The sequence below is a fragment of the Gottfriedia sp. NPDC057948 genome (genome assembly GCF_042887255.1).
Taxonomy (GTDB): domain Bacteria; phylum Bacillota; class Bacilli; order Bacillales; family Bacillaceae_G; genus Gottfriedia.
Genome location: NZ_JBHVPN010000001.1, coordinates 277,566 through 296,871, shown reverse-complemented (window position 1 = coordinate 296,871; position 19,306 = coordinate 277,566). Strand labels below are relative to the sequence as shown.

Here is a 19,306-nt window from a genome sequence, read left to right as displayed (position 1 = left end):
ATATAAACAAAGCTAAATCAAAAAATATTTAAATTCGTTTAAATTTGGGGGAATTCCGGAGAATTTCAGGATTTTTATTTAAAAATTTTAAAAATTAAGAAATTCCAATTTATACAAAAAATACTATCAATCTTTAAGTTAAAAAAGAATGATAGTTTTTTATAATTCTATAATTTTTCTTATTTCTTTTTATTACAGTTACGATTATAAGGAGTACATATTTTTATTCTTGGACAAAAGCCAGGATTATTAGAGCATAAATCAGAAGTAAATTCCGAATTCATCCTACTCAATGTATTAAAGTAACAGCCAATATAATGATTACGAGCTATACTATTTAATTGAAAATTAACAGGATACATATTATTTACATGCCGATAATATAAACCTTTAGCTGTAAACGGTGGAGGATATGCTTCTGCTGGCAAAGTAGGAATGATATCATGTTCATTAAAAACTCGAACACTGTTCCTTACTATTTGGTTAAATCGATAAGCAAACTCAGGGTCTGCCACTCGAGGACTACCAAAAGTATACACAAAAGGATTTTCAAAATCTGTGTTCACTGCAATGTCATATGAACACAATACTGCAAGGGCTCCTCCTAAACTATAACCTGTAATTAATAGTCTTTTTTCAGTTGAAAGTTTCAATAACTCTGAAATTATTTCATTTCTAGCAGATTGATAAATACATGTAAAACCACGATGTGTTTTACCAACATTTTCGGCGAATGGATACTCTACTTGATATAGGTCTTGATCTGACTCATTGTCCTTATATGAATCTGTACCTCTAAAAGCGATAATGATTTCATTTTTTGATTCGGTGATAAACCCAAAAGGCTCAGCCTCTGGCTCTTCGACTCCTGCAAATGCATAAATTATATCGCGAAGTTCAAATCCGTTAGGTAAGATTATTTCTCCTCTTTCATTTTCGATAAGCTGATTGGACTGATAGCACATTGCTGAAAGTAAAATTGCGTCCTTACTATTAAAAACATTCTCATTTCGTGAGGTATACAATATTAACCACCACCTTTTTTAATACAAGGTTTAGGACAATTACAAGTTCGTTGGAATGGAAAACACATTTCCGAAATAGGACAAAAATTAGGATTCTCATTACATAATTTAGTTGAAAATTCCGGATTTAATTGACTTAAGTTTTTAAAATAGCATCCTATTCCATCATTTCTTGGGGTATTATTCAACTGAAAGGAAATTGGATACTTTGTATTTACATGTTGGTAATATATTCCGTCTTCTGTAAATGGAGGGGGGTAGAATTTTTCTGGAAATGCTACAAAGGAATCATGGATATTAACGATTCTATTACTATACTTTACCTCCTGATTAAAACGATAAACAAAGTCAGGATCTCCTACACGAGGACTACCATAAGTATATATGTGTACATTTTTAAATTTTGAATTAACGATAATATCCAAAGTTGCTAACGAAGCCAGTGCTCCACCATAGTTATGCCCAGTGATTAGTAACTTTTTGCTTCTTGAAAGTTTGTTTAACTCTTTAAATATTTTTTTCCTTGTCGATTGATAGATACATGTAAATCCACGAGACGTTTTCCCGCCATTTTCTACATAAGGAAATGGCACTTGTAGGATGTCATATGCTGCAATAAGGTCTGCAGGATAAGAAGCGTACCCTCTAAACGCGATGATTATCTGCTCATTTGCTTCAGCAATAAAACCAAATACCTCATTTGTAGGATCCTCTACGTTTACATCAGCATAAATAATATATTTTAGCTCATAGCCTTTTGGTAAAGTAATTGTTCCATTAAGAAAAAGTAAATACGTTTGATAACTAAATGCGGCGAGTAAGATAGCCTCTTCACTATTCAAACTATTCCTTTTGTCTGAGAGTCTCAAATTTTCACGTCCTCTCTTTAAGATTTTCCAACTAAATACCTCATATATTGTATGTTTCATTTTCCCTTTTAAGATTAGTTTTTAAATTCACATTTCTTTTACTATATCTAAGCAGTTTTTTACTGAAAATTAATTTAAAAATTAATAAAAAAAAGAGCCAACGAATGACTCTTTTTACTAATTATTTTGTTAAAAACACTATTTTCTCAAATGATACGGAACCGTCGTAACGACTACATCCTTTTGACTTATTAACCAAAGTCGAAGTAAAAGTGCTGTTTGATTGTGAAGTAGATTATGCCACCATCTCTTTGGAATAAATTGTGGAATCACAATTTGGATGTGACTATCTTGATCATTTGCTTCAATTAACTTAATGAATCTTGAAAGTGGTGCAAGTACTGAACGATATGGGCTTTTTAGAACGACTAAGCGACATGGATTACCCCATTCTTCCCATCTTTCTTCCATTCTCTCAATTGATTCATCATCAAAGCCTACATAAACAGCGATTGGTTCTGTTGCAATTCCTTTTGCAAATGACAATGTATTGTGTACGACACGATGAGTACCTGAAACCAATACAACTGTTATAACCTTATTTGCTTCAGGTTTAAAAGAACTTAGATCGATGCCTAATTCGCTTGCTACATTTTGATAATGTTTATAGATGGCTAAAGAGAAGAATATAATCGTCGGAATTACGACTAAAACAACCCAAGCACCATCTACAAATTTTGTAACGGCAAAGATTACAGTAACAACTGAAGTCACAATTAATCCTATTACATTTATAGCTAATTTTACTTGCCATTTAGGCCCTCTTACTCGCTTCCATCTTCTTGTTAACCCTAATTGAGCAATTGTAAATGATAAAAATACACCTATTGCGTACAGTGGTATCAGTGCATTTGTATGGGCTTGGAATGCAATAATTAAAATACTAGCTGCTGCAGCAAGAGCAATAATACCATTAGAATAACCTAAACGATCTCCTCGGTTTGTAAATCCTCGAGGTAAAAATCCATCTGCTGCTACGATTGCTGCTAACTGTGAAAAACCTGTAAAAGTTGAGTTAGCTGCTAAAATTAAAATGATAAATGTAAACCAGATGATTACTTGATATAAAATCCCATGTCCGAAATATACCTTTATTAATTGTGATAACATTGTATCATTTGGATTTGGTGAAATTCCGTTTACATATAAATGATAAGCAAAGCCTAAAAGTGTAATTGAAGTAATTACGCCTAATGCTATATATGTTTTGATCGCATTTTTTTGACGAGGTTCTCTGAAAACTGGCACTGCATTCGAAATTGTTTCAATACCTGTTAAAGCTGAACATGCAGAACTAAATGCTTTTAAAACAAGTAAAATACTTAATCCTTGTGGAACTGTACCAAATGTAGGTGTATGGTGCTGTACGAAACCATGTTGCAACTCATCAAAAAATCCAGTAAAAATCAAAAGTAACATACAAATCATAAAGCCAAATGTTGGCCACGCAAATATTTTAGCTGATTCAGCTATACCACGAAGATTTACAACTAATAATAAAAATACACAAAATATCGCTAAAACTGTTTCATAAGGTTTAACTGCTGGGTATGCAGATGACACAGCTTCAAGAGCAGCGGATACTGAAACCGCAACTGTTAAGATATAATCTACTAAAAGTGAGCTTGAAGCGACGAGTGAAACCCATCGAGGTTTGAAATTGTCTTTGGCAATCGCATATGCTCCACCACCACTTGGATAAGCTAAAATCCCCATAATATATGAAAGGATAAGAATTCCTAATAAAAGAACAGTTGCTATTGTAATCGGTATGATATACCAGTGTGCTTTTGCCCCTAGACCGATCAACTCGGTCATCCCAGCCTCTGGCCCATAAGAAACAGATGAATACAAATCAGCTGCAAGAATCGGTAAAGCAATGAACCAAATCAATTTATTATGTTGAGCATGTATTTCTGCAGTTCTCATAGGTCTACCAATAAAAACTCGTTTTACGCTGTTAAAATTTGCAACCGAGTAATAAATCCCAAAAATCGCTAAAATAAATAGTCCAATTTCTATATATTCGGACGGATGATGCATAAATTTCTCCCCTTTAAAAAACAAATAATATTGGCGAGTTACCGCCAATTCCCCAATTTTTTGCATACAAAAAAACACTAAGCTTTACTTAGTGTTTAAAAACAATACTAAATAAACCCCCTTCTTTAAATGCTTACGAGGTTAGCTGTCGGATTCGGGATTAAAGAATACCCCTACCTTTACAAAAAAGGATTCACCCCAATAAAGAAATGGTTCCCCCGCTCTTTTTAAGATTAAGCAACTATGGTTTTGAATAGAAAAATATAGAATTTAAATGTAAATATATAACTTTAGGATAAATTTGTAAATAGGCTTTTATTAAAATTTACAATAGATTTTTTTGGCCCCAAAATAAGTACAAACTTTTTTTCTCTATTATTAGCGTACTTGATTCCAAACAATTTGTTGAGATTTATTTGTAGCTAAAGTGTTCGTTAGTACGTTTTGCACTTCTATTTGATTAAACGTTGAGATCTTTTTATTAGCATCTGACATATTCGTTTCGTACCCAGTCAGCAAAATAGAAAATCCACATCCAACTACTAAAGATAAAATTACTTTTTTCATTTTGTTTCTCCTCTCGATTTTTTCAAATAAAAAAGCCATGACCTATGGCCCTGGTTTGACGTTCGTTTTTAAACGTAAGACTCACTAAAGTGGAAGTTACACAACTAATTAGCGTACTTGATTCCAAATGATTTCTTTTGATTGATCAACTGTTACAATGTTTGTTAACACGTTTTGTACTTCAGTTTGATTAAACGTTGAGATCTTTTTATTAACTTCTGACTTATTCGTTTCGTACCCTGTCAGTAAAATAGAAAATCCACATCCGACAACTAAAGATAAAATTACTTTTTTCATTTTGTTTTCTCCTTTCGTGATTTTTAAAATATAAAAAAACCATGACCTATGGCCGTGGTTTGACGTTCGTTATTAAACGTAAGACCAACTTCGGAAGTTTCGCGACTAATTATCGCGCTTGATTCCAAACGATCTCTTGTGAATGATCAACTGCTAAAGTGTTTGTTAACACGTTTTGTACCTCAGTTTGATTAAACATAGAGATCTCTTTATTAACTTCTGACTTATTCGTTTCGTACCCTGTCAGTAAAATCGAAAATCCACATCCAACTACTAAAGATAAGATTACTTTTTTCATTTTATTTTTCTCCTTTCGCTATTTTTTCATATAAAAAAACCATGACCTTTTGGCCGTGGTTTGACGTTCGTTTTTAAACGTAAGACCAACTTTATCATGATAAAAACCACTCGTCAAATGGTGATTTTTGGAATTCTCAATGTAAACGATTACTTGGGGTTAACGATTTTTGATGGTTTATTTTTGGTAATCGTTTACATAATTATAGTAATTTCCGATGGGAGTTTAAACATAAAAAAGTAATGAATAGTACTGGAATCGTTATAACAATTCCGATTTTCAAATAAGTGCGATAAGAAATTTTTATGCCTTTTTGTTTCAGTACATGTAGCCATAATATAATAGCTAGTGAACCGTTTGGTGTCATCTTTGGTCCTAAATCCGAACCAATTACATTTGCATAAATGAGACCTTCTTTTATAATTCCTGTTGTATTTGTATGTTCAATTGCAAGAGATGCATCATTACTGTAGGAAGATTATTCATAAAAAGCCCTAGCCCTGTATTAACTTAGGCTAAGGCAATTTATTCTAAACTTTAATATAATCTTTTTACTAATTATTATTTTTAATCTCAAGTTCATATTTCGCAATTTTCCGTTGAATTTTCTTTAAATTTTCTTCCGTTTCTTTTATTTGATCTAATACATATTTTTCTTGCATTTTCATCAAATCTAAACGTCGCTGTAACGTTTCTTCCCCTTCCATTGACCAGTCAACAAATTGCTTTATTTTCTTAATAGGCATACCTGTGTTTTTTAAGCATAAGATCATTTCGATAAATTTAAGTGCATCTTCATCAAAAATTCTGTCTCCACTTTCAGTTCTTTTTAGAAAGGGTAACAAGCCTTGTTTATCATAGTATCTTAATTGAGAAATTGTTAAGCTATTCAACTTTGCTACTTGTCCAATTGTATAATTCATAAACTCTCATCCTTACCAAGGCATAATTCCTTTTGAATTTAGAATTTTTCCATTGTAGTTTACATCACTTATTGCATAGTCTGTGATAATTTTAGCACCTTCTACAGTTGTATTGCCTCCAGGTGCATTTCCGTTTAGATCAGTCGTTGTAAAACCTGGTGTAACACCAAAAATTTCTGGACCATTCCTTCCAAATTCTTTCCCAAAAGTTAGTGTTAATGAATTATTAGCAGTTTTTGATGAATTATAACCAAGTATATTGATTGATGCAGTTTCTCCACGATCAAATAATGTTTGTGATGCCATATCTGTCGTAACATTAATAATTTTTCCACGTTCAGAGTTTTTAACCAGAGGTAAAAAAGTTTGAATCATTTGGAACGTTCCAAAGAAATTCACTTCAAATGCTTGACGTAAAGTTTCAAGTTTGATTTCACTTGGTAAAATATGAAAATCTGGTGCAATCCCTGCATTATTGATTAAGAGATCTAAGTGGTCAGTTACTTTCGAAATTTTATTTAAAGCATCCTGAATCGATTGTGTGCTAGTAACATCAACCTGAATAAATGTAATATTTGATAAACCTAAAGTCTGCACTGCTTTATTGCCGAGATTTTCATTTCGAGCACCTAAGAAAACATGATAATCTTTTTCCGCTAATTGACGAACTACTTCTAATCCGATTCCTTTATTCGCACCAGTTACAAAAGCAAATTTTGTCATATTCATTTCCTCCGATTTATTATTTTGTTGCTTACAAATCAGAGATTACATCCTAAACCTAAGTTTAGGTCAAGCAATTTAATAATATTTATTGATAATGGTGAAATTAATTTAAAGAAATAAATAAAAAAAGCATGAAATTCAATCATTTCATGCTACAAAGTTGTGAAAATAAAACGATTATTTTATATCTGCAACTACTAAAACATCTAAATAACGTAATTCCCTTAACAGTTTTTGAACAATTGATCCAGTTTTTATTTCTTCCCATCTAGTGCGAGCTGACTGTCCCATAATGACATGAGTTGTCTTTTTTTCACGGATGTTTTTTACTAATTCGATAAATATATGCCGTCGATTGGTTGTCTCATACATTTCAAATGAACCACCTAATCGCTCAGTTAGTTCTTTTATTTTTTTTAATAAAAACATTTCATCTCCAGATAATTTATCATGCTCTTTAACATAGGCTACATACAATTTAGCCTTTAAACGATATGCGATTCGAAAGCCTCGACGTATAAGTCTTTCACTATTTGATTTTAAATTTACACAAACAAAGATTACTTCTTCTTGTCTCCAAGGTCCTCTAAGTGTTAAATCTCTTTCCCACGCCTCTAAACGTTCATCTACATCATCAGCTACCTCTCTAAGTGCCAATTCCCTCAAAGCAATTAGATTTCCAGTTTTAAAAAAATGATTTAATGATTGTTCTATTTTAATTGAAGCGTAAATTCTTCCTTCTCTCATTCTTTGCCTTAATGCCTTTGGAGATATATCAATTAATTCAATTTCATTGGCATCTCTTAGTATTTGGTCAGGAACTGTTTCTCTAACTCTAATCCCAGTTATTTGTTCAACACTATCAATTAAACTCTCAACATGTTGTATATTCATTGTTGAAATGACCGATATTCCCGCTTCTAAAATTTCTTCAACATCTTTATATCTCTTATTAAACTTACTTGCTGGAACATTCGTATGTGCTAATTCATCTATTAAAACTACCTCTGGGTTTCTTTGTATAATTGACTCTGTGTCCATTTCCTCAAGAGTAGTTTCTTTGTACGGAATTACTTTTCTTGGAACAATTTCTAAATCTCCTACTATATCTTGTGTATCTTTTCTACCGTGAGTTTCAAGTAGTCCAATTACAATATCGATCCCTTTTTTCTTTAGTTCATTTCCTTCTCTTAACATCGTGTAGGTTTTTCCGACACCGGGAGCAGCTCCAATATAAACCTTTAATGAGCCACGTTTAATTTTATGAATTTCATGAACAAGCTCTTGCTGACTCAATCGACGATATGGATCTACTATCTCTTTATTTACTTGCTTTGTAGGAAGTACTCTTTCTCCATCTTTTTCTGCTCGATCTGCAACAATAAACACATCTATATTTTGGGTTTTCCGTAGTATTTTATTAATGATAGAACCATTTACAATCTCTTCCCAACGCGTTCTCTTTGATTGACCTAATACAATACTAGTTACATTTCTGCTAATTGCATATTTAATGATTTCACTTGCTATTGAATGACTATTCAATGATAATTCTTCAAAGATGCCTCCAACTTTTTCGACAAGTTTTATGATTGATCGTTTAAAAGTTAATTCATCATTTGTTAATTTATTATTAGGTGGGCGAAAACATACTACATGTAAATCTCCACCCAATCTTTTTGAAATTTGTTGACCCCTTCTTACCAAGATTGAACCATTCCAATGATATTGAACAGTAACTAATATTTTTTCTGATGCACCAGATGGACCGATTATACCGTGTTTTTCGCGATATTCATCAAGTTCGTCATTAACCTCACTAGCTATGAAACGAAGGGCAAGTTCACGAAGAACAGCTAAATTACTTTTATGAAAAAATTGATAAGGGTTTATATTTTTGTTTTTTTCTTCTATATAAAAATCTTCTTTAGATCTTTGTAAGATGACTTCAGGTGTAACATCTAATAACTTGACTTCATCTGCCAAAGCTAAAGTTTCTTCCGGAACAAATAAATTGCTTATAACTTTGCCACCAGTCAATTTTTCAGCTTTATCATATACTTCTTTTATTTCAAATATATTCAAAGTCGTAATAATGCTTATATTTTTAGATATTAAATAATTAATATCGTCTAAACGTGTTGGAAACATTGCACCTGTTCGATTTTGATGGGCCAATGCATCGATAAGTACCACTTCAGGATTTCTTGCAATGATTGCATCTAAATCAAGATCTTGTTTTATTAATCCTTTTTCGATCCAATTTATTGTAGGAATTTTTTCCAAGCTCCGGATTTGATCAATTGTTTTTTTGCGATCTGTCTCGCTGATTAAGCCTATCACAACATCAATTCCACGTTCTTTTAAAACGTTACCCTCCTGAAGCATATGATATGTTTTACCAGATCCGCTAACAGTGCCGATGATAATTTTTAATCGACCTTTTTTGATTTTCTGAATTGATTCTAGTAATTCATCGGGGGTTTTCCTACGAAATTGTTTATCGTTCAAGATTTCCCCTCCTTTCTATATATAAAAAAGGGGAGAATTACTCTCCCCTTTATCTTAACTTCTGTAAATCTAAGTTTAATTCTAGTATATTCACACGTGGCTCCCCAAATATTCCTAATTGGCGTCCTTCTGTATGACTATTAATTAACGATATTAATTTAACCTTTGAAATTCCTGATGCCTTAGCAACTCTAGGAACTTGGGCTTTTACTGCTTCAGGTGACAAATCTGGGTCAAATCCAGATCCAGATGTTGTAACTAAATCTGCAGGTATCATTTTACCTAGATTGCTATTTTCTTTTTTTAATTCCGTTATTTTATCTTTAGTTTCATTAACATATTCTTTTGACGCAACTGCCGCATTTGTTGCAGCTGAGGCAGTAGGATTATAGTTAGCAGCAGAAGCTCTGGAATGGAACCATTCAGGTCCTTTAAATTTCTGAGCTATAAGTTTAGAGCCTGTAACTTTTCCATTCGATTCAATTAAACTACCATCTGCTTGTTTCGGGAAAATGACTTGTGCTACTCCTGTTGTAGCTAATGGATAGCCCAATCCGCATAATATTAACAATACAATCGATGCTCTGATCGCAATCATAACTGATTTCACATTAAATCCTCCTATTCTTACTTTTTAAACAAAATGCAATGTAGATACAAGCATATCGATTATTTTAATCCCAATAAAAGGAGCAACAACTCCACCAAGTCCATAGATTAATAAGTTTTTAGATAATAGTTTATTTGCATCCATCGGTTTATACTTCGCACCCTTCATCGCAACAGGAATGAGGATTGGAATAATGATTGCATTAAAGATCAATGCTGATAAGATTGCAGACTTCGGCGAATTCAATCCCATAATATTTAGATAGTCTAATTGTGGAATTGCCATAATAAATAAGGCTGGAATAATCGCAAAGTACTTCGCAATATCATTTGCAATTGAAAATGTTGTTAATGATCCACGAGTAATTAAGAGCTGCTTACCAATCGCAATAACAGATAATAGTTTAGTAGGATCAGAGTCTAAGTCAATCATATTTGCTGCTTCTTTTGCAGCCATCGTTCCTGAATTCATTGCTAAACCAACATCAGCTTGAGCTAGAGCAGGAGCATCATTTGTTCCATCACCAGTCATCGCAACTAACTTACCTTCATTTTGTTCTTTTTTTATAGCAGCAATTTTATCTTCAGGTTTAGCTTCTGCAATAAATTCATTAACACCTGCTTCTCTAGCGATTGTTGCAGCAGTTAAAGGATTATCACCTGTACACATTACAGTTTTGATTCCCATCGCTCTTAATTCATCAAATCGCTCTTTTAAGCCTGGCTTTACTGTATCTTTTAAATAAATAACACCGTAAATCTTATGATTAATTGCAACGGCAAGCGGTGTCCCACCTGCTTTTGCGACGACATTTGCTTTTTCGTCTAGCTCGCTCGGAATACTTCCCCCTTTAGCAATTACATATTTTTTTACTGCATCTACTGCTCCTTTTCGAATTTCAGTTCCATCTTTTAAATTTAAACCTGACATTCTAGTTTCAGCCGTAAACTCAATAATTTCTGCTTCTTTATATTCATTTTCATCCCAAGTAATACCAAGTTTATGTGCTAGCTCAACTACTGAGCGACCTTCTGGTGTCTCATCTTTTACGGAAGATTTTAAAGAAGCTAAAGTGATCTCTTTTTCCAATATACTTCCAATTGGAATGAATTCACTTGCCATTCGGTTACCGAACGTAATTGTTCCAGTTTTATCTAAAATCATCGTATCAATATCTCCAGCAGCTTCAACTGCTTTACCAGACATAGCTAAAACATTAAATTGTGTTACTCGGTTCATCCCTGCAATTCCGATCGCAGAAAGTAATCCACCAATTGTAGTCGGTATTAAACATACAAGTAAGGCAATTAATGTTGCTACGTCAATTGAAACATTTAAATAATTCGCGATTGGAACAAGGGTCATTATGACGATTAAAAACACTAAAGTTAATACTGCTAATAAAGTCGTTAATGCAACCTCATTCGGTGTCTTTTGACGAGCCGCACCTTCAACTAATGAAATCATACGATCTATAAACGATTCACCAGGATCCGTTAAAATTTTAACAATGATATAATCTGAAACTACTCGAGTACCACCAGTTACAGATGAAAAATCTCCACCAGCTTCTTTAATAACTGGCGCTGATTCACCTGTAATAGCTGATTCATCGATTGATGCTAACCCTTCAATAATCTCACCATCTGAAGGAATAATTTCACCTGTATCAACTCGAACGATATCTCCTTTTCTTAAAGAAGTGGAAGGAACTTCTATATAGGATCCATCTTTTTGTCTTAACTTCGCATTTGTTTCTGACTTTGTTTTTCTTAATGTATCTGCTTGAGCTTTTCCTCGTCCCTCTGCAAGTGCTTCAGCAAAGTTTGCGAAAAGTACTGTAAATAATAAAATTAAAAATACCGCAATATTATATGGTCTACCAACTGTACTAAATCCAAAAATATCTGGCTTAAAAGAAAGAATTAATGTAATAAAAGTACCAACTTCTACGATAAACATAACTGGATTTTTTATCATTTCAAGTGGATTCAACTTTTTAAATGAATCGATTATTGCCTGAGTTTTTATTTCTTTTGAAATAGGCTTATTTTCGATAGCCATATGATCAATCTCCTCTTTCATTATTATTGCTACTATTTAAACATGCCTAAGTGTTCAGCAATTGGTCCTAGTGCAAGTACTGGGAAAAATGTTAATGCACTAACGATTAAAATAATCGTAATTAAAATAACGGTAAATAATGGCGTATCTGTTCGGAATGTTCCAGACGTAACTGCAACAATTTTCTTAGTAGAAAATGATCCAGCAATTGCTAACATAGCAATAATTGAAATATATCGACCAAATAACATAACTAATCCAATTACGATGTTATAAAAATCGGTGTTAGCTGTTAATCCGCCAAATGCTGATCCATTATTAGCAGCTCCAGAAGTAATAGCGTACAACACTTCAGTCATACCATGGAAACCTGGATTTAATATAGAAGAAACTGGCCCTTTTAATGCTAATGCAAATGCAGTTGGCACTAAGATAATTAAAGGGTGAATTAAAATGGCAATAGATGCTAGCTTAATTTCTTTTGCTTCAATTTTCTTTCCTAAAAATTCAGGTGTTCTTCCTACCATTAGCCCACATATAAAGACAGTTAAGATGACATATAATAATCCGTTTAATAAACCAACGCCCTTACCTCCGAAAACATTATTTAACATCATTTCAGCAAGTGGAACCATTCCACCAATAGGCGTTAATGAGTCGTGCATATTGTTCACCGAACCTGTTGTTGCAGCAGTAGTAACTGCTGTAAATAGAGCTGATTCAGATATTCCAAATCGAACTTCTTTTCCTTCCATATTTCCATGTATACCAAGTGCTTGTAATGCAGGAGTGCCGTTATACTCTGCAACAAATACTGCTGTAAGAAGCCCTATAAACAAAATGCCCATTGCTGCAAATACTGTCCAACCCTGTCTTTTGTTTTTAACCATTACACCAAATGCATATACCAATGAAGTTGGTAAAAGCATCATACAAACAATGTGAACTAAATTCGATAAAGGAGTAGGATTTTCAAACGGATGTGCTGCATTTGTACCAAAAAAACCTCCACCATTTGTACCAATATGTTTAATTGATTCGAGTGCAGCAACTGGTCCCCTAGTAATGATTTGTTTAACCCCTTCAATTGTCGTCGCATCCACGGCACCTTTTAATGTTTGCGGTACACCTTGGAATACTAAAAATAAAGCAACGATAATTGATAATGGTAAAAGTACACGAGTGATTGAGCGAACTAAATCAACATAAAAGTTTCCTAGATAATCCTGACGTCCTACTAACCCTCTAATAAAAGCTATTGCAACTGCAAAGCCAGTTGCCGCTGAAGTAAACATTGGAAACGTAATAGCCATCATTTGTGAAAAATATGATAGTGAATTTTCACCACTATAAGCCTGCCAGTTCGTATTTGTAATAAAAGAAGTTGCAGTATTAAATGCCAAAGCTGATGGCATATTACCTATATGATCAGGATTTAAAGGCAAATATTTTTGAAATCTAAAAATTGCGTATAAAATAATTAGCATCACAAAATTACTTAGCAACATCGCTAGAACATATTTTTCCCAGCCCATTTTCTCTTCTTCACGTACACCAATTAATCGATAAATTACTCTTTCAAAAGGTCCAAAAAAGCGATCTAACTCTGTTTTCTCACTGTCATATACTCTAACAAGGTAGCTACCTACTGGTTTTACTAATAAAATAATAAATAGCAATGTAACAACTACCTGTAATATTCCTATGGACATTTCATAATTCCTCCCACATGTTAATTACTAAAACTTCTCCGGTTTAATAAGCACAAAAATTAAATAAAGAATAAGTACAATTCCAATAATCGCTGGAATAAGCATTTGTCATTTCCCCCTTACGCTTTTTCGCAAAATATTGTAAATCCCCAAAATATTGCAAAAACGATAACTAGTAAGCCCACCATTGTAAGGTCATTTATCATTGCAATTCTCCTTTCTTTGACCTCTAAATTCTTTTTGATGCAATGTTTTTCAAGCTATTTCTGAACAATAAAAAAGACCAATGGATACTAATCTCCCAGTCAATTAACTAAAATTCAGTTTGTAAAACATAATTTCTAAATGAAATATGTCTATACAAAACTTGCTTTAGTAAATTGAAAATGGAAGAAAAGCATTCATTGGTCTACCTAACACCTAGCTAGCATCATGCTCTCTTTGTGTTCTGTCTCCCTAATCTTTTCTATACACTATCCAGAATTTTCCACATAAATACAAAATAAAAAGACCTACTTAATTTTTTGCTCAGGTAAATTATTGCAAAAAGGCAATAAAAAACCCGCTCAAATTAGGCGGTCTACTGACCTCCCTCGCTTTAGCCTACGAAGTTAGCTGGCGGGTAGGATGGCGAAAGAGTATCTCATCCCTTCTACATTCATGTAAAATTAACCCCAAAAAATTGGTTCCTCCGCTTACGATAATCGTAATTAAGCCGATATTTATTTTGCTGACTTGATTATACGGCGATGTTTTTTACATGTAAAGAATTTTTTTTCAACAAATATTTTCGTAAATTTTTACCCCTTTACAATTTAATTTATCTCTGTATTATATACATATTAACAAAATAAATTTGTGAAATCGCTAAATCGTGAATTTGAGCGGGGGAACCATTCGTGCATTGCACATGGGGTGAATCCAATTATGGTAGGGCTACTTTTCAAGCCCGAATCCGTCAGCTAACCTCGCCAGCGTTTGAAGAGAGCAAAACTTATTCGTGTTATTAGTATTTCAATATACTTTCCATTGAAATAAATAACTATGAGAAGATTGCTCTTCTTGTGGCTATTTTTTTGTTTTAATTAACCATATGGGAGAGATATTAATGATAACATCGAAAAAAAAGCTTGAAATCGAATTAAGTGAGGCATTTATAAAATTCCAAAGAGAACTAATTGGAAGAGGTCCGCAAGAAGCTAAAACATATATAGTTGAAGATATGATCATCCTTCGATTTAAAGGCGTTTTAACAACAGAAGAGAAACACTTAGTTTCGCATGATACAGGAAAAAGTCTTGTAAAAAAAATGCGCCAAGTTCTAAGAGAAATGTACAGTAAAGAATATGAAGAAATAGTTGAAAAACATACAGGATGTAAGGTTCTATCTAGTCATAGTGACACAAGTACAAATACTGGTGAACGAATTGAAGTTTTTATAATGGATCAAAATATTAATAAATTACTAGATGCTAAGTACAACTAATTATTATTTAGAAATATTAAAATTAAGTAAGGAGTAAAAAATGAATATCGCGTTTTTCTTTACCCCCAAAAATGAACTTGTTTATATGAATATCAATTCGACAATGCGTCAAGCTCTTGAAAAAATGGAGCACCATCGTTTTACAGCAATTCCTTTAGTTGATGATAATGGCAAATATGTTGGTACTCTAACTGAAGGTGATTTATTATGGAAATTAAAAAATACAGAAAGTTTATCTTTTTCTAATACAGGAAAAATAAATCTAAATGAAATTTCCTTGCATCATGTTTATGCACCAGTCTCAATCAATGCGCAAATTGAAGATTTATTTACAAGAGCAGTTAATCAGAACTTCATTCCAGTAATTGACGATCATGAAGTTTTTATTGGCATGGTTAAGAGAAGAGAAATAATTGAGTACTGCAGTAAGAAATTGTTAAATGAAAATCAATCTTTAGACTAAGACGTTAAAAGAGCAACTACTGTGTTTTTGTAGTTGCTCTTTTATTTTGAAGAAACTCTACATATCTTATCCATAAGAGGTCACGGGTTAGTATACGCATATTCATTCACGATAATCAGTTCCAATAACCATTTTAATAACTCATCATTATTCATATTTCAATTATATGCCATCACGAAAAATCAATTGATTATGAAATCTAACAATTTGTCTAATCGTAATAGGATAATATGGCCTGTTCAGTAATATTAATTAATAAAGTGAACTTTTCAATTAAACTAGAATACTGAAAGTTGGTGACAAAATCATGAATGATAAAACTGTAAAAGTAACCGAATCTACCTCGCTATCTAAGGAAGAGCTCCTTGATTTAGACCAAAAATATGTTTGGCATCATATGTCGCCTCACAATCCTAATCCGATGGTTTTAGTTTCCGGAAAAAACAGTACTGTTACTGACGTTGATGGTAAAAATTATTTAGACGGTATGTCGGGATTATGGTGTGTGAATGTAGGGTACGGTCGTGAGGAAATCGGCAAAGCTGCTTCTGATCAAATGCAAGCTATTCCCTATGTTCCAATGTCTCAAGGCAATGTTCCATCCATCCTATTAGCCGAAAAGTTAAATGAATGGCTTGGTGGAGATTATCGTATTTTTTATTCTAACTCTGGATCTGATGCAAATGAAGTAGCTTTTAAGATTGCTAGACAATATCATCAACAAAACGGTGAACCCCTGCGATATAAATTTATATCAAGATACCGTGCATATCATGGTAATTCGATGGGTGCGTTAAGTGCTACTGGTCAAGCAAATCGTAAAGTTAAATATGAACCTCTTTCTTCTGGTTTCCAGCATGTTGCACCACCTTATTGTTATCGATGTCCTTTTGGTAAAACGTATGGTGATTGTGGCATCCAATGTGCACAAGCAATTGAAGATGTCATTAATTTCGAGGGCGCAGAAACGATTGCAGGGATTATAATGGAGCCAGTTATTACAGGTGGAGGTGTTATTGTCCCCCCTGCCGAATACTTAACAAAAGTTCGTAAAATTTGTGATAAATTTGGTATTTTGTTAATTGTTGATGAAGTCATATGTGGTTTTGGCCGCTCTGGAAAACAGTTTGGACATCAGAACTTCGGTATAAAACCAGATATCGTCACAATGGCTAAAGGAATGACAAGTGCCTATTCTCCTCTTTCAGCAACTGCTGTAAGTAGCGATCTATATGAAGTATTTAAACAACCAGGGACAGATAATCATTTTCGTCATGTGAACACATTCGGAGGAAATCCAGCTTCATGCGCAGTTGCACTTAAAAACCTAGAAATTATTGAAAGAGAAAATTTAATAGAGCGTGCTGCCTATTTAGGTGAAGAGTTCCGTAAAAAATTAGATAGTTTACTAGCTTATAAAAATGTTGGAGACATCCGAAGTTTTGGTTTTATTGCAGGAATTGAGCTTGTTGAAGATAAAAAAAGTAAAAAACCTGCTAGTCCAGAGTTGGTGTTAAAAATAATTACTGAATGTAAAGCACAAGGATTAATAATCGGTCGTAACGGAGATACGGTTCCAGGCTATAATAATATCCTTACACTCTCTCCTCCATTTACAACTACTGATGAAGAGCTTGATTTTATCGTTAATACTTTAAACAAAGCATTCTCAAAACTATAATCGTACGGGGTGATGTTCTTGTCTACACAAACTAATATAAAGGTTTTAAAGAATTTTATTAATGGTGAATGGATTGAAGCTTCACCAAATGCCAAGACTATTCCAGTACCAAATCCTGCTACTGAAGAAATATTAGCATTTGTACCTCTCTCAACTAAATCAGATTTAGAAACTGCCGTAAAATCAGCTAAAAAAGCTTTTATAACATGGAGTAAAACTCCTGTACCTAAAAGAGCAAGAATACTATTTTCATATCAACAATTGCTAATTAAACATTGGGATGAACTTGCTAATTTAATAACGATTGAGAATGGTAAAAGCTTTAATGAGGCATACGGAGAAGTTCAACGTGGAATTGAATGCGTAGAATTTGCTGCCGGTGCGCCAACGTTAATGATGGGTAAACAATTACCTGATATTGCAACAAATATTGAATCGGCGATGTATCGATACCCTGTTGGTGTTGTTGGGGGAATAACGCCTTTTAATTTCCCAATGATGGTACCTTGCTGGATGTTCCCACTAGCGATAGCATGTGGAAACACGTTTATCTTAAAGCCTTCAGAACGTACTCCACTTCTTGCAAATCGTTTAGCAGAACTCTTTAGCGAAGCAGGTCTTCCAAAGGGTGTATTCAATATTGTTCATGGAGCACATGAAATTGTAAATGAGTTACTTCAAAACAAAGATGTTCCTGCCATTTCATTTGTAGGCTCTCAGCCTGTGGCGGAATATGTTTATAAAACGGCATCTGCAAATGGTAAGCGCGTTCAAGCATTAGCTGGTGCTAAAAATCATAGTATCGTTTTACAGGATGCAAACTTAGATGAATCGGTCAAGCAAATCATTACAGCAGCATACGGTTCAGCTGGTGAACGTTGTATGGCATGCTCAGTAGTCGTAGCAGTTGGCGATATTGCCGATCCTTTAATCGAAAAATTAAAAACAGAAGCGAATAACATTACAATTGGAAATGGACTAGATGATGATGTATTCCTAGGTCCAGTCATACGCAAAGAACATCGCGAAAGAACGGAAAAATATATTGAATGTGGAATTCAAGAAGGTGCAACCTTATTACGTGATGGACGAAATGATTTAATTCGAAAAGAAAAAGGTTATTTCATTGGACCAACAATCTTTGATAATGTAAACCCATCAATGAAAATTTGGAAAGAAGAAATTTTTGCACCAGTGCTTTCGATCGTTAGAGTTGAATCATTAGAGGAAGCGATTGAACTAACAAACAAATCAGACTTCGGAAATGGAGCATGCATTTTCACTGATAGTGCATCAAGTATTCGATATTTCAGAGAAAACATTGAAGTAGGAATGCTTGGAGTAAATATCGGCGTACCAGCACCAATGGCTTTCTTCCCATTCTCTGGTTGGAAAAACTCTTTCTATGGTGACTTACATGCAAATGGTGCAGACGGTGTCGAGTTCTATACTAGGAAAAAAATGATAACGAGTAGATTTGAATAAATATAATTGGGCTTTTCTATTAGTTAAGGTAATTGACTAATGGGAAAGCCTTTTTAAATAGAAAAAATCGCATATCCCGCGTGTAGTTACGGATTAGATGCGATTTTTCATTCATTATTGGTTTATTTCGAGTAAAATTCATCTATTTTTTAAATAATTCAACCTTTTAGAACACTTAACTTAAAGGTTAATTGCGATTTTACCAATATTATTTGTGATTCGGTTAATTTTTATTGCTATTAACGATTCACTAATTCTCACAAATGAATCCCAAACTGCTGAATAATCAACGATCCAAAATACTTCCGTGTATCAGCATTCATTATATGAAGAGTGATAAACTGCTCCTCTTCATCTTGATTTTCAAAGTCAACATAAGCACCGTCTAGCGTTTCTCTAACATTTTTAATCTTGTAGCCTTTTTTTATAAGGGAATCTATTTGATTTCTCTCAATTAAAAACTCCTTATATGTTGACATTAGCTAC

At 33.4% G+C, this 19,306-nt stretch carries 18 protein-coding genes, 1 pseudogene and 3 riboswitches; of the genes and pseudogenes, 4 read left to right on the top strand and 15 right to left on the bottom strand.

Annotated features, from left to right (window positions below):
• Window positions 1–179: 179 nt before the first annotated feature.
• The 14 genes and pseudogenes from ACFVRR_RS01390 to ACFVRR_RS01325 all read right to left on the bottom strand — a co-directional run bounded on the left by ACFVRR_RS01390 (window position 180) and on the right by ACFVRR_RS01325 (window position 13,810).
• The gene (locus tag ACFVRR_RS01390; RefSeq protein WP_387323890.1) at window positions 180–1,025 is read right to left on the bottom strand and encodes a lipase family protein; all 846 of its coding nucleotides are present in this window, start codon (window positions 1,023–1,025) and stop codon (window positions 180–182) included.
• A 2-nt stretch (window positions 1,026–1,027) separates the two neighbouring features.
• A complete protein-coding gene (locus ACFVRR_RS01385) occupies window positions 1,028–1,894 on the bottom strand; it encodes a lipase family protein (protein ID WP_387323887.1) in 867 nt (288 codons plus the stop codon).
• Window positions 1,895–2,092: 198 nt separating this feature from the next.
• Window positions 2,093–3,997 carry an APC family permease gene (locus tag ACFVRR_RS01380; RefSeq protein ID WP_387323884.1) on the bottom strand — a complete coding sequence of 635 codons (1,905 nt, stop codon included), beginning with the start codon at window positions 3,995–3,997 and terminating at the stop codon, window positions 2,093–2,095.
• Between the two features lie 115 nt (window positions 3,998–4,112).
• Window positions 4,113–4,247, bottom strand: a riboswitch (cyclic di-AMP (ydaO/yuaA leader).
• Window positions 4,248–4,375: 128 nt separating this feature from the next.
• Window positions 4,376–4,564, bottom strand: coding sequence for a hypothetical protein (locus ACFVRR_RS01375; protein WP_097975933.1), 189 nt, complete (start codon window positions 4,562–4,564; stop codon window positions 4,376–4,378).
• Between the two features lie 108 nt (window positions 4,565–4,672).
• Entirely contained in the window at window positions 4,673–4,861 is a 189-nt protein-coding gene (locus ACFVRR_RS01370) for a hypothetical protein (RefSeq protein ID WP_387323881.1), read from the bottom strand.
• Window positions 4,862–4,970: 109 nt separating this feature from the next.
• Window positions 4,971–5,159, bottom strand: a complete 189-nt coding sequence (locus tag ACFVRR_RS01365; RefSeq protein ID WP_387323879.1) for a hypothetical protein — start codon at window positions 5,157–5,159, stop codon at window positions 4,971–4,973.
• A gap of 202 nt (window positions 5,160–5,361) precedes the next feature.
• Window positions 5,362–5,657, bottom strand: a pseudogene (locus tag ACFVRR_RS01360) (ArsB/NhaD family transporter); the annotation flags it as partial.
• Between the two features lie 56 nt (window positions 5,658–5,713).
• Window positions 5,714–6,082 (bottom strand): MerR family transcriptional regulator, encoded by a 369-nt coding sequence (locus ACFVRR_RS01355; RefSeq protein WP_387323877.1) that lies wholly within the window; start codon window positions 6,080–6,082, stop codon window positions 5,714–5,716.
• A 12-nt stretch (window positions 6,083–6,094) separates the two neighbouring features.
• Window positions 6,095–6,805: an SDR family NAD(P)-dependent oxidoreductase gene (locus ACFVRR_RS01350; RefSeq protein WP_387323875.1), complete on the bottom strand. Its 711-nt coding sequence runs from the start codon at window positions 6,803–6,805 to the stop codon at window positions 6,095–6,097.
• Window positions 6,806–6,985: 180 nt separating this feature from the next.
• A complete protein-coding gene (locus ACFVRR_RS01345) occupies window positions 6,986–9,319 on the bottom strand; it encodes a universal stress protein (protein WP_387323873.1) in 2,334 nt (777 codons plus the stop codon).
• A gap of 49 nt (window positions 9,320–9,368) precedes the next feature.
• On the bottom strand, window positions 9,369–9,929 hold the full coding sequence (gene kdpC, locus ACFVRR_RS01340; RefSeq protein WP_387323871.1) for a potassium-transporting ATPase subunit KdpC: 561 nt from the start codon (window positions 9,927–9,929) through the stop codon (window positions 9,369–9,371).
• Between the two features lie 24 nt (window positions 9,930–9,953).
• Entirely contained in the window at window positions 9,954–11,993 is a 2,040-nt protein-coding gene (gene kdpB, locus ACFVRR_RS01335; protein ID WP_387323869.1) for a potassium-transporting ATPase subunit KdpB, read from the bottom strand.
• Between the two features lie 32 nt (window positions 11,994–12,025).
• Window positions 12,026–13,705, bottom strand: coding sequence for a potassium-transporting ATPase subunit KdpA (gene kdpA / locus ACFVRR_RS01330; RefSeq protein ID WP_387323868.1), 1,680 nt, complete (start codon window positions 13,703–13,705; stop codon window positions 12,026–12,028).
• A 27-nt stretch (window positions 13,706–13,732) separates the two neighbouring features.
• Window positions 13,733–13,810: a potassium-transporting ATPase subunit F gene (locus ACFVRR_RS01325; protein WP_098121507.1), complete on the bottom strand. Its 78-nt coding sequence runs from the start codon at window positions 13,808–13,810 to the stop codon at window positions 13,733–13,735.
• A gap of 480 nt (window positions 13,811–14,290) precedes the next feature.
• Window positions 14,291–14,432: riboswitch (cyclic di-AMP (ydaO/yuaA leader) on the bottom strand.
• Between the two features lie 128 nt (window positions 14,433–14,560).
• Window positions 14,561–14,698, top strand: a riboswitch (cyclic di-AMP (ydaO/yuaA leader).
• A 115-nt stretch (window positions 14,699–14,813) separates the two neighbouring features.
• Here ACFVRR_RS01325 and ACFVRR_RS01320 point away from each other — a divergent pair.
• From ACFVRR_RS01320 to ACFVRR_RS01305, 4 genes are all read left to right on the top strand, one after another.
• On the top strand, window positions 14,814–15,191 hold the full coding sequence (locus tag ACFVRR_RS01320; RefSeq protein ID WP_097975950.1) for a Na-translocating system protein MpsC family protein: 378 nt from the start codon (window positions 14,814–14,816) through the stop codon (window positions 15,189–15,191).
• Window positions 15,192–15,231: 40 nt separating this feature from the next.
• Window positions 15,232–15,654: a CBS domain-containing protein gene (locus ACFVRR_RS01315; RefSeq protein WP_387323865.1), complete on the top strand. Its 423-nt coding sequence runs from the start codon at window positions 15,232–15,234 to the stop codon at window positions 15,652–15,654.
• Between the two features lie 307 nt (window positions 15,655–15,961).
• Window positions 15,962–17,335 (top strand): aspartate aminotransferase family protein, encoded by a 1,374-nt coding sequence (locus tag ACFVRR_RS01310; RefSeq protein ID WP_387323863.1) that lies wholly within the window; start codon window positions 15,962–15,964, stop codon window positions 17,333–17,335.
• Window positions 17,336–17,353: 18 nt separating this feature from the next.
• A complete protein-coding gene (locus tag ACFVRR_RS01305; RefSeq protein WP_387323861.1) occupies window positions 17,354–18,820 on the top strand; it encodes a CoA-acylating methylmalonate-semialdehyde dehydrogenase in 1,467 nt (488 codons plus the stop codon).
• Between the two features lie 257 nt (window positions 18,821–19,077).
• Here ACFVRR_RS01305 and ACFVRR_RS01300 read toward each other — a convergent pair whose 3' ends face one another.
• Window positions 19,078–19,299 carry a hypothetical protein gene (locus ACFVRR_RS01300; RefSeq protein ID WP_097975957.1) on the bottom strand — a complete coding sequence of 74 codons (222 nt, stop codon included), beginning with the start codon at window positions 19,297–19,299 and terminating at the stop codon, window positions 19,078–19,080.
• Between the last annotated feature and the right edge of the window lie 7 nt (window positions 19,300–19,306).

Coding starts and splice junctions, on each gene's coding strand:
- ACFVRR_RS01380 (WP_387323884.1), bottom strand. CDS start 3,997: ATGCATCATCCGTCCGAATATATAGAAATTGGACTATTTATTTTAGCG.
- ACFVRR_RS01375 (WP_097975933.1), bottom strand. CDS start 4,564: ATGAAAAAAGTAATTTTATCTTTAGTAGTTGGATGTGGATTTTCTATT.
- ACFVRR_RS01370 (WP_387323881.1), bottom strand. CDS start 4,861: ATGAAAAAAGTAATTTTATCTTTAGTTGTCGGATGTGGATTTTCTATT.
- ACFVRR_RS01365 (WP_387323879.1), bottom strand. CDS start 5,159: ATGAAAAAAGTAATCTTATCTTTAGTAGTTGGATGTGGATTTTCGATT.
- ACFVRR_RS01355 (WP_387323877.1), bottom strand. CDS start 6,082: ATGAATTATACAATTGGACAAGTAGCAAAGTTGAATAGCTTAACAATT.
- ACFVRR_RS01350 (WP_387323875.1), bottom strand. CDS start 6,805: ATGACAAAATTTGCTTTTGTAACTGGTGCGAATAAAGGAATCGGATTA.
- kdpB (WP_387323869.1), bottom strand. CDS start 11,993: ATGGCTATCGAAAATAAGCCTATTTCAAAAGAAATAAAAACTCAGGCA.
- kdpA (WP_387323868.1), bottom strand. CDS start 13,705: ATGTCCATAGGAATATTACAGGTAGTTGTTACATTGCTATTTATTATT.
- ACFVRR_RS01325 (WP_098121507.1), bottom strand. CDS start 13,810: ATGCTTATTCCAGCGATTATTGGAATTGTACTTATTCTTTATTTAATT.
- ACFVRR_RS01320 (WP_097975950.1), top strand. CDS start 14,814: ATGATAACATCGAAAAAAAAGCTTGAAATCGAATTAAGTGAGGCATTT.
- ACFVRR_RS01315 (WP_387323865.1), top strand. CDS start 15,232: ATGAATATCGCGTTTTTCTTTACCCCCAAAAATGAACTTGTTTATATG.
- ACFVRR_RS01310 (WP_387323863.1), top strand. CDS start 15,962: ATGAATGATAAAACTGTAAAAGTAACCGAATCTACCTCGCTATCTAAG.
- ACFVRR_RS01300 (WP_097975957.1), bottom strand. CDS start 19,299: ATGTCAACATATAAGGAGTTTTTAATTGAGAGAAATCAAATAGATTCC.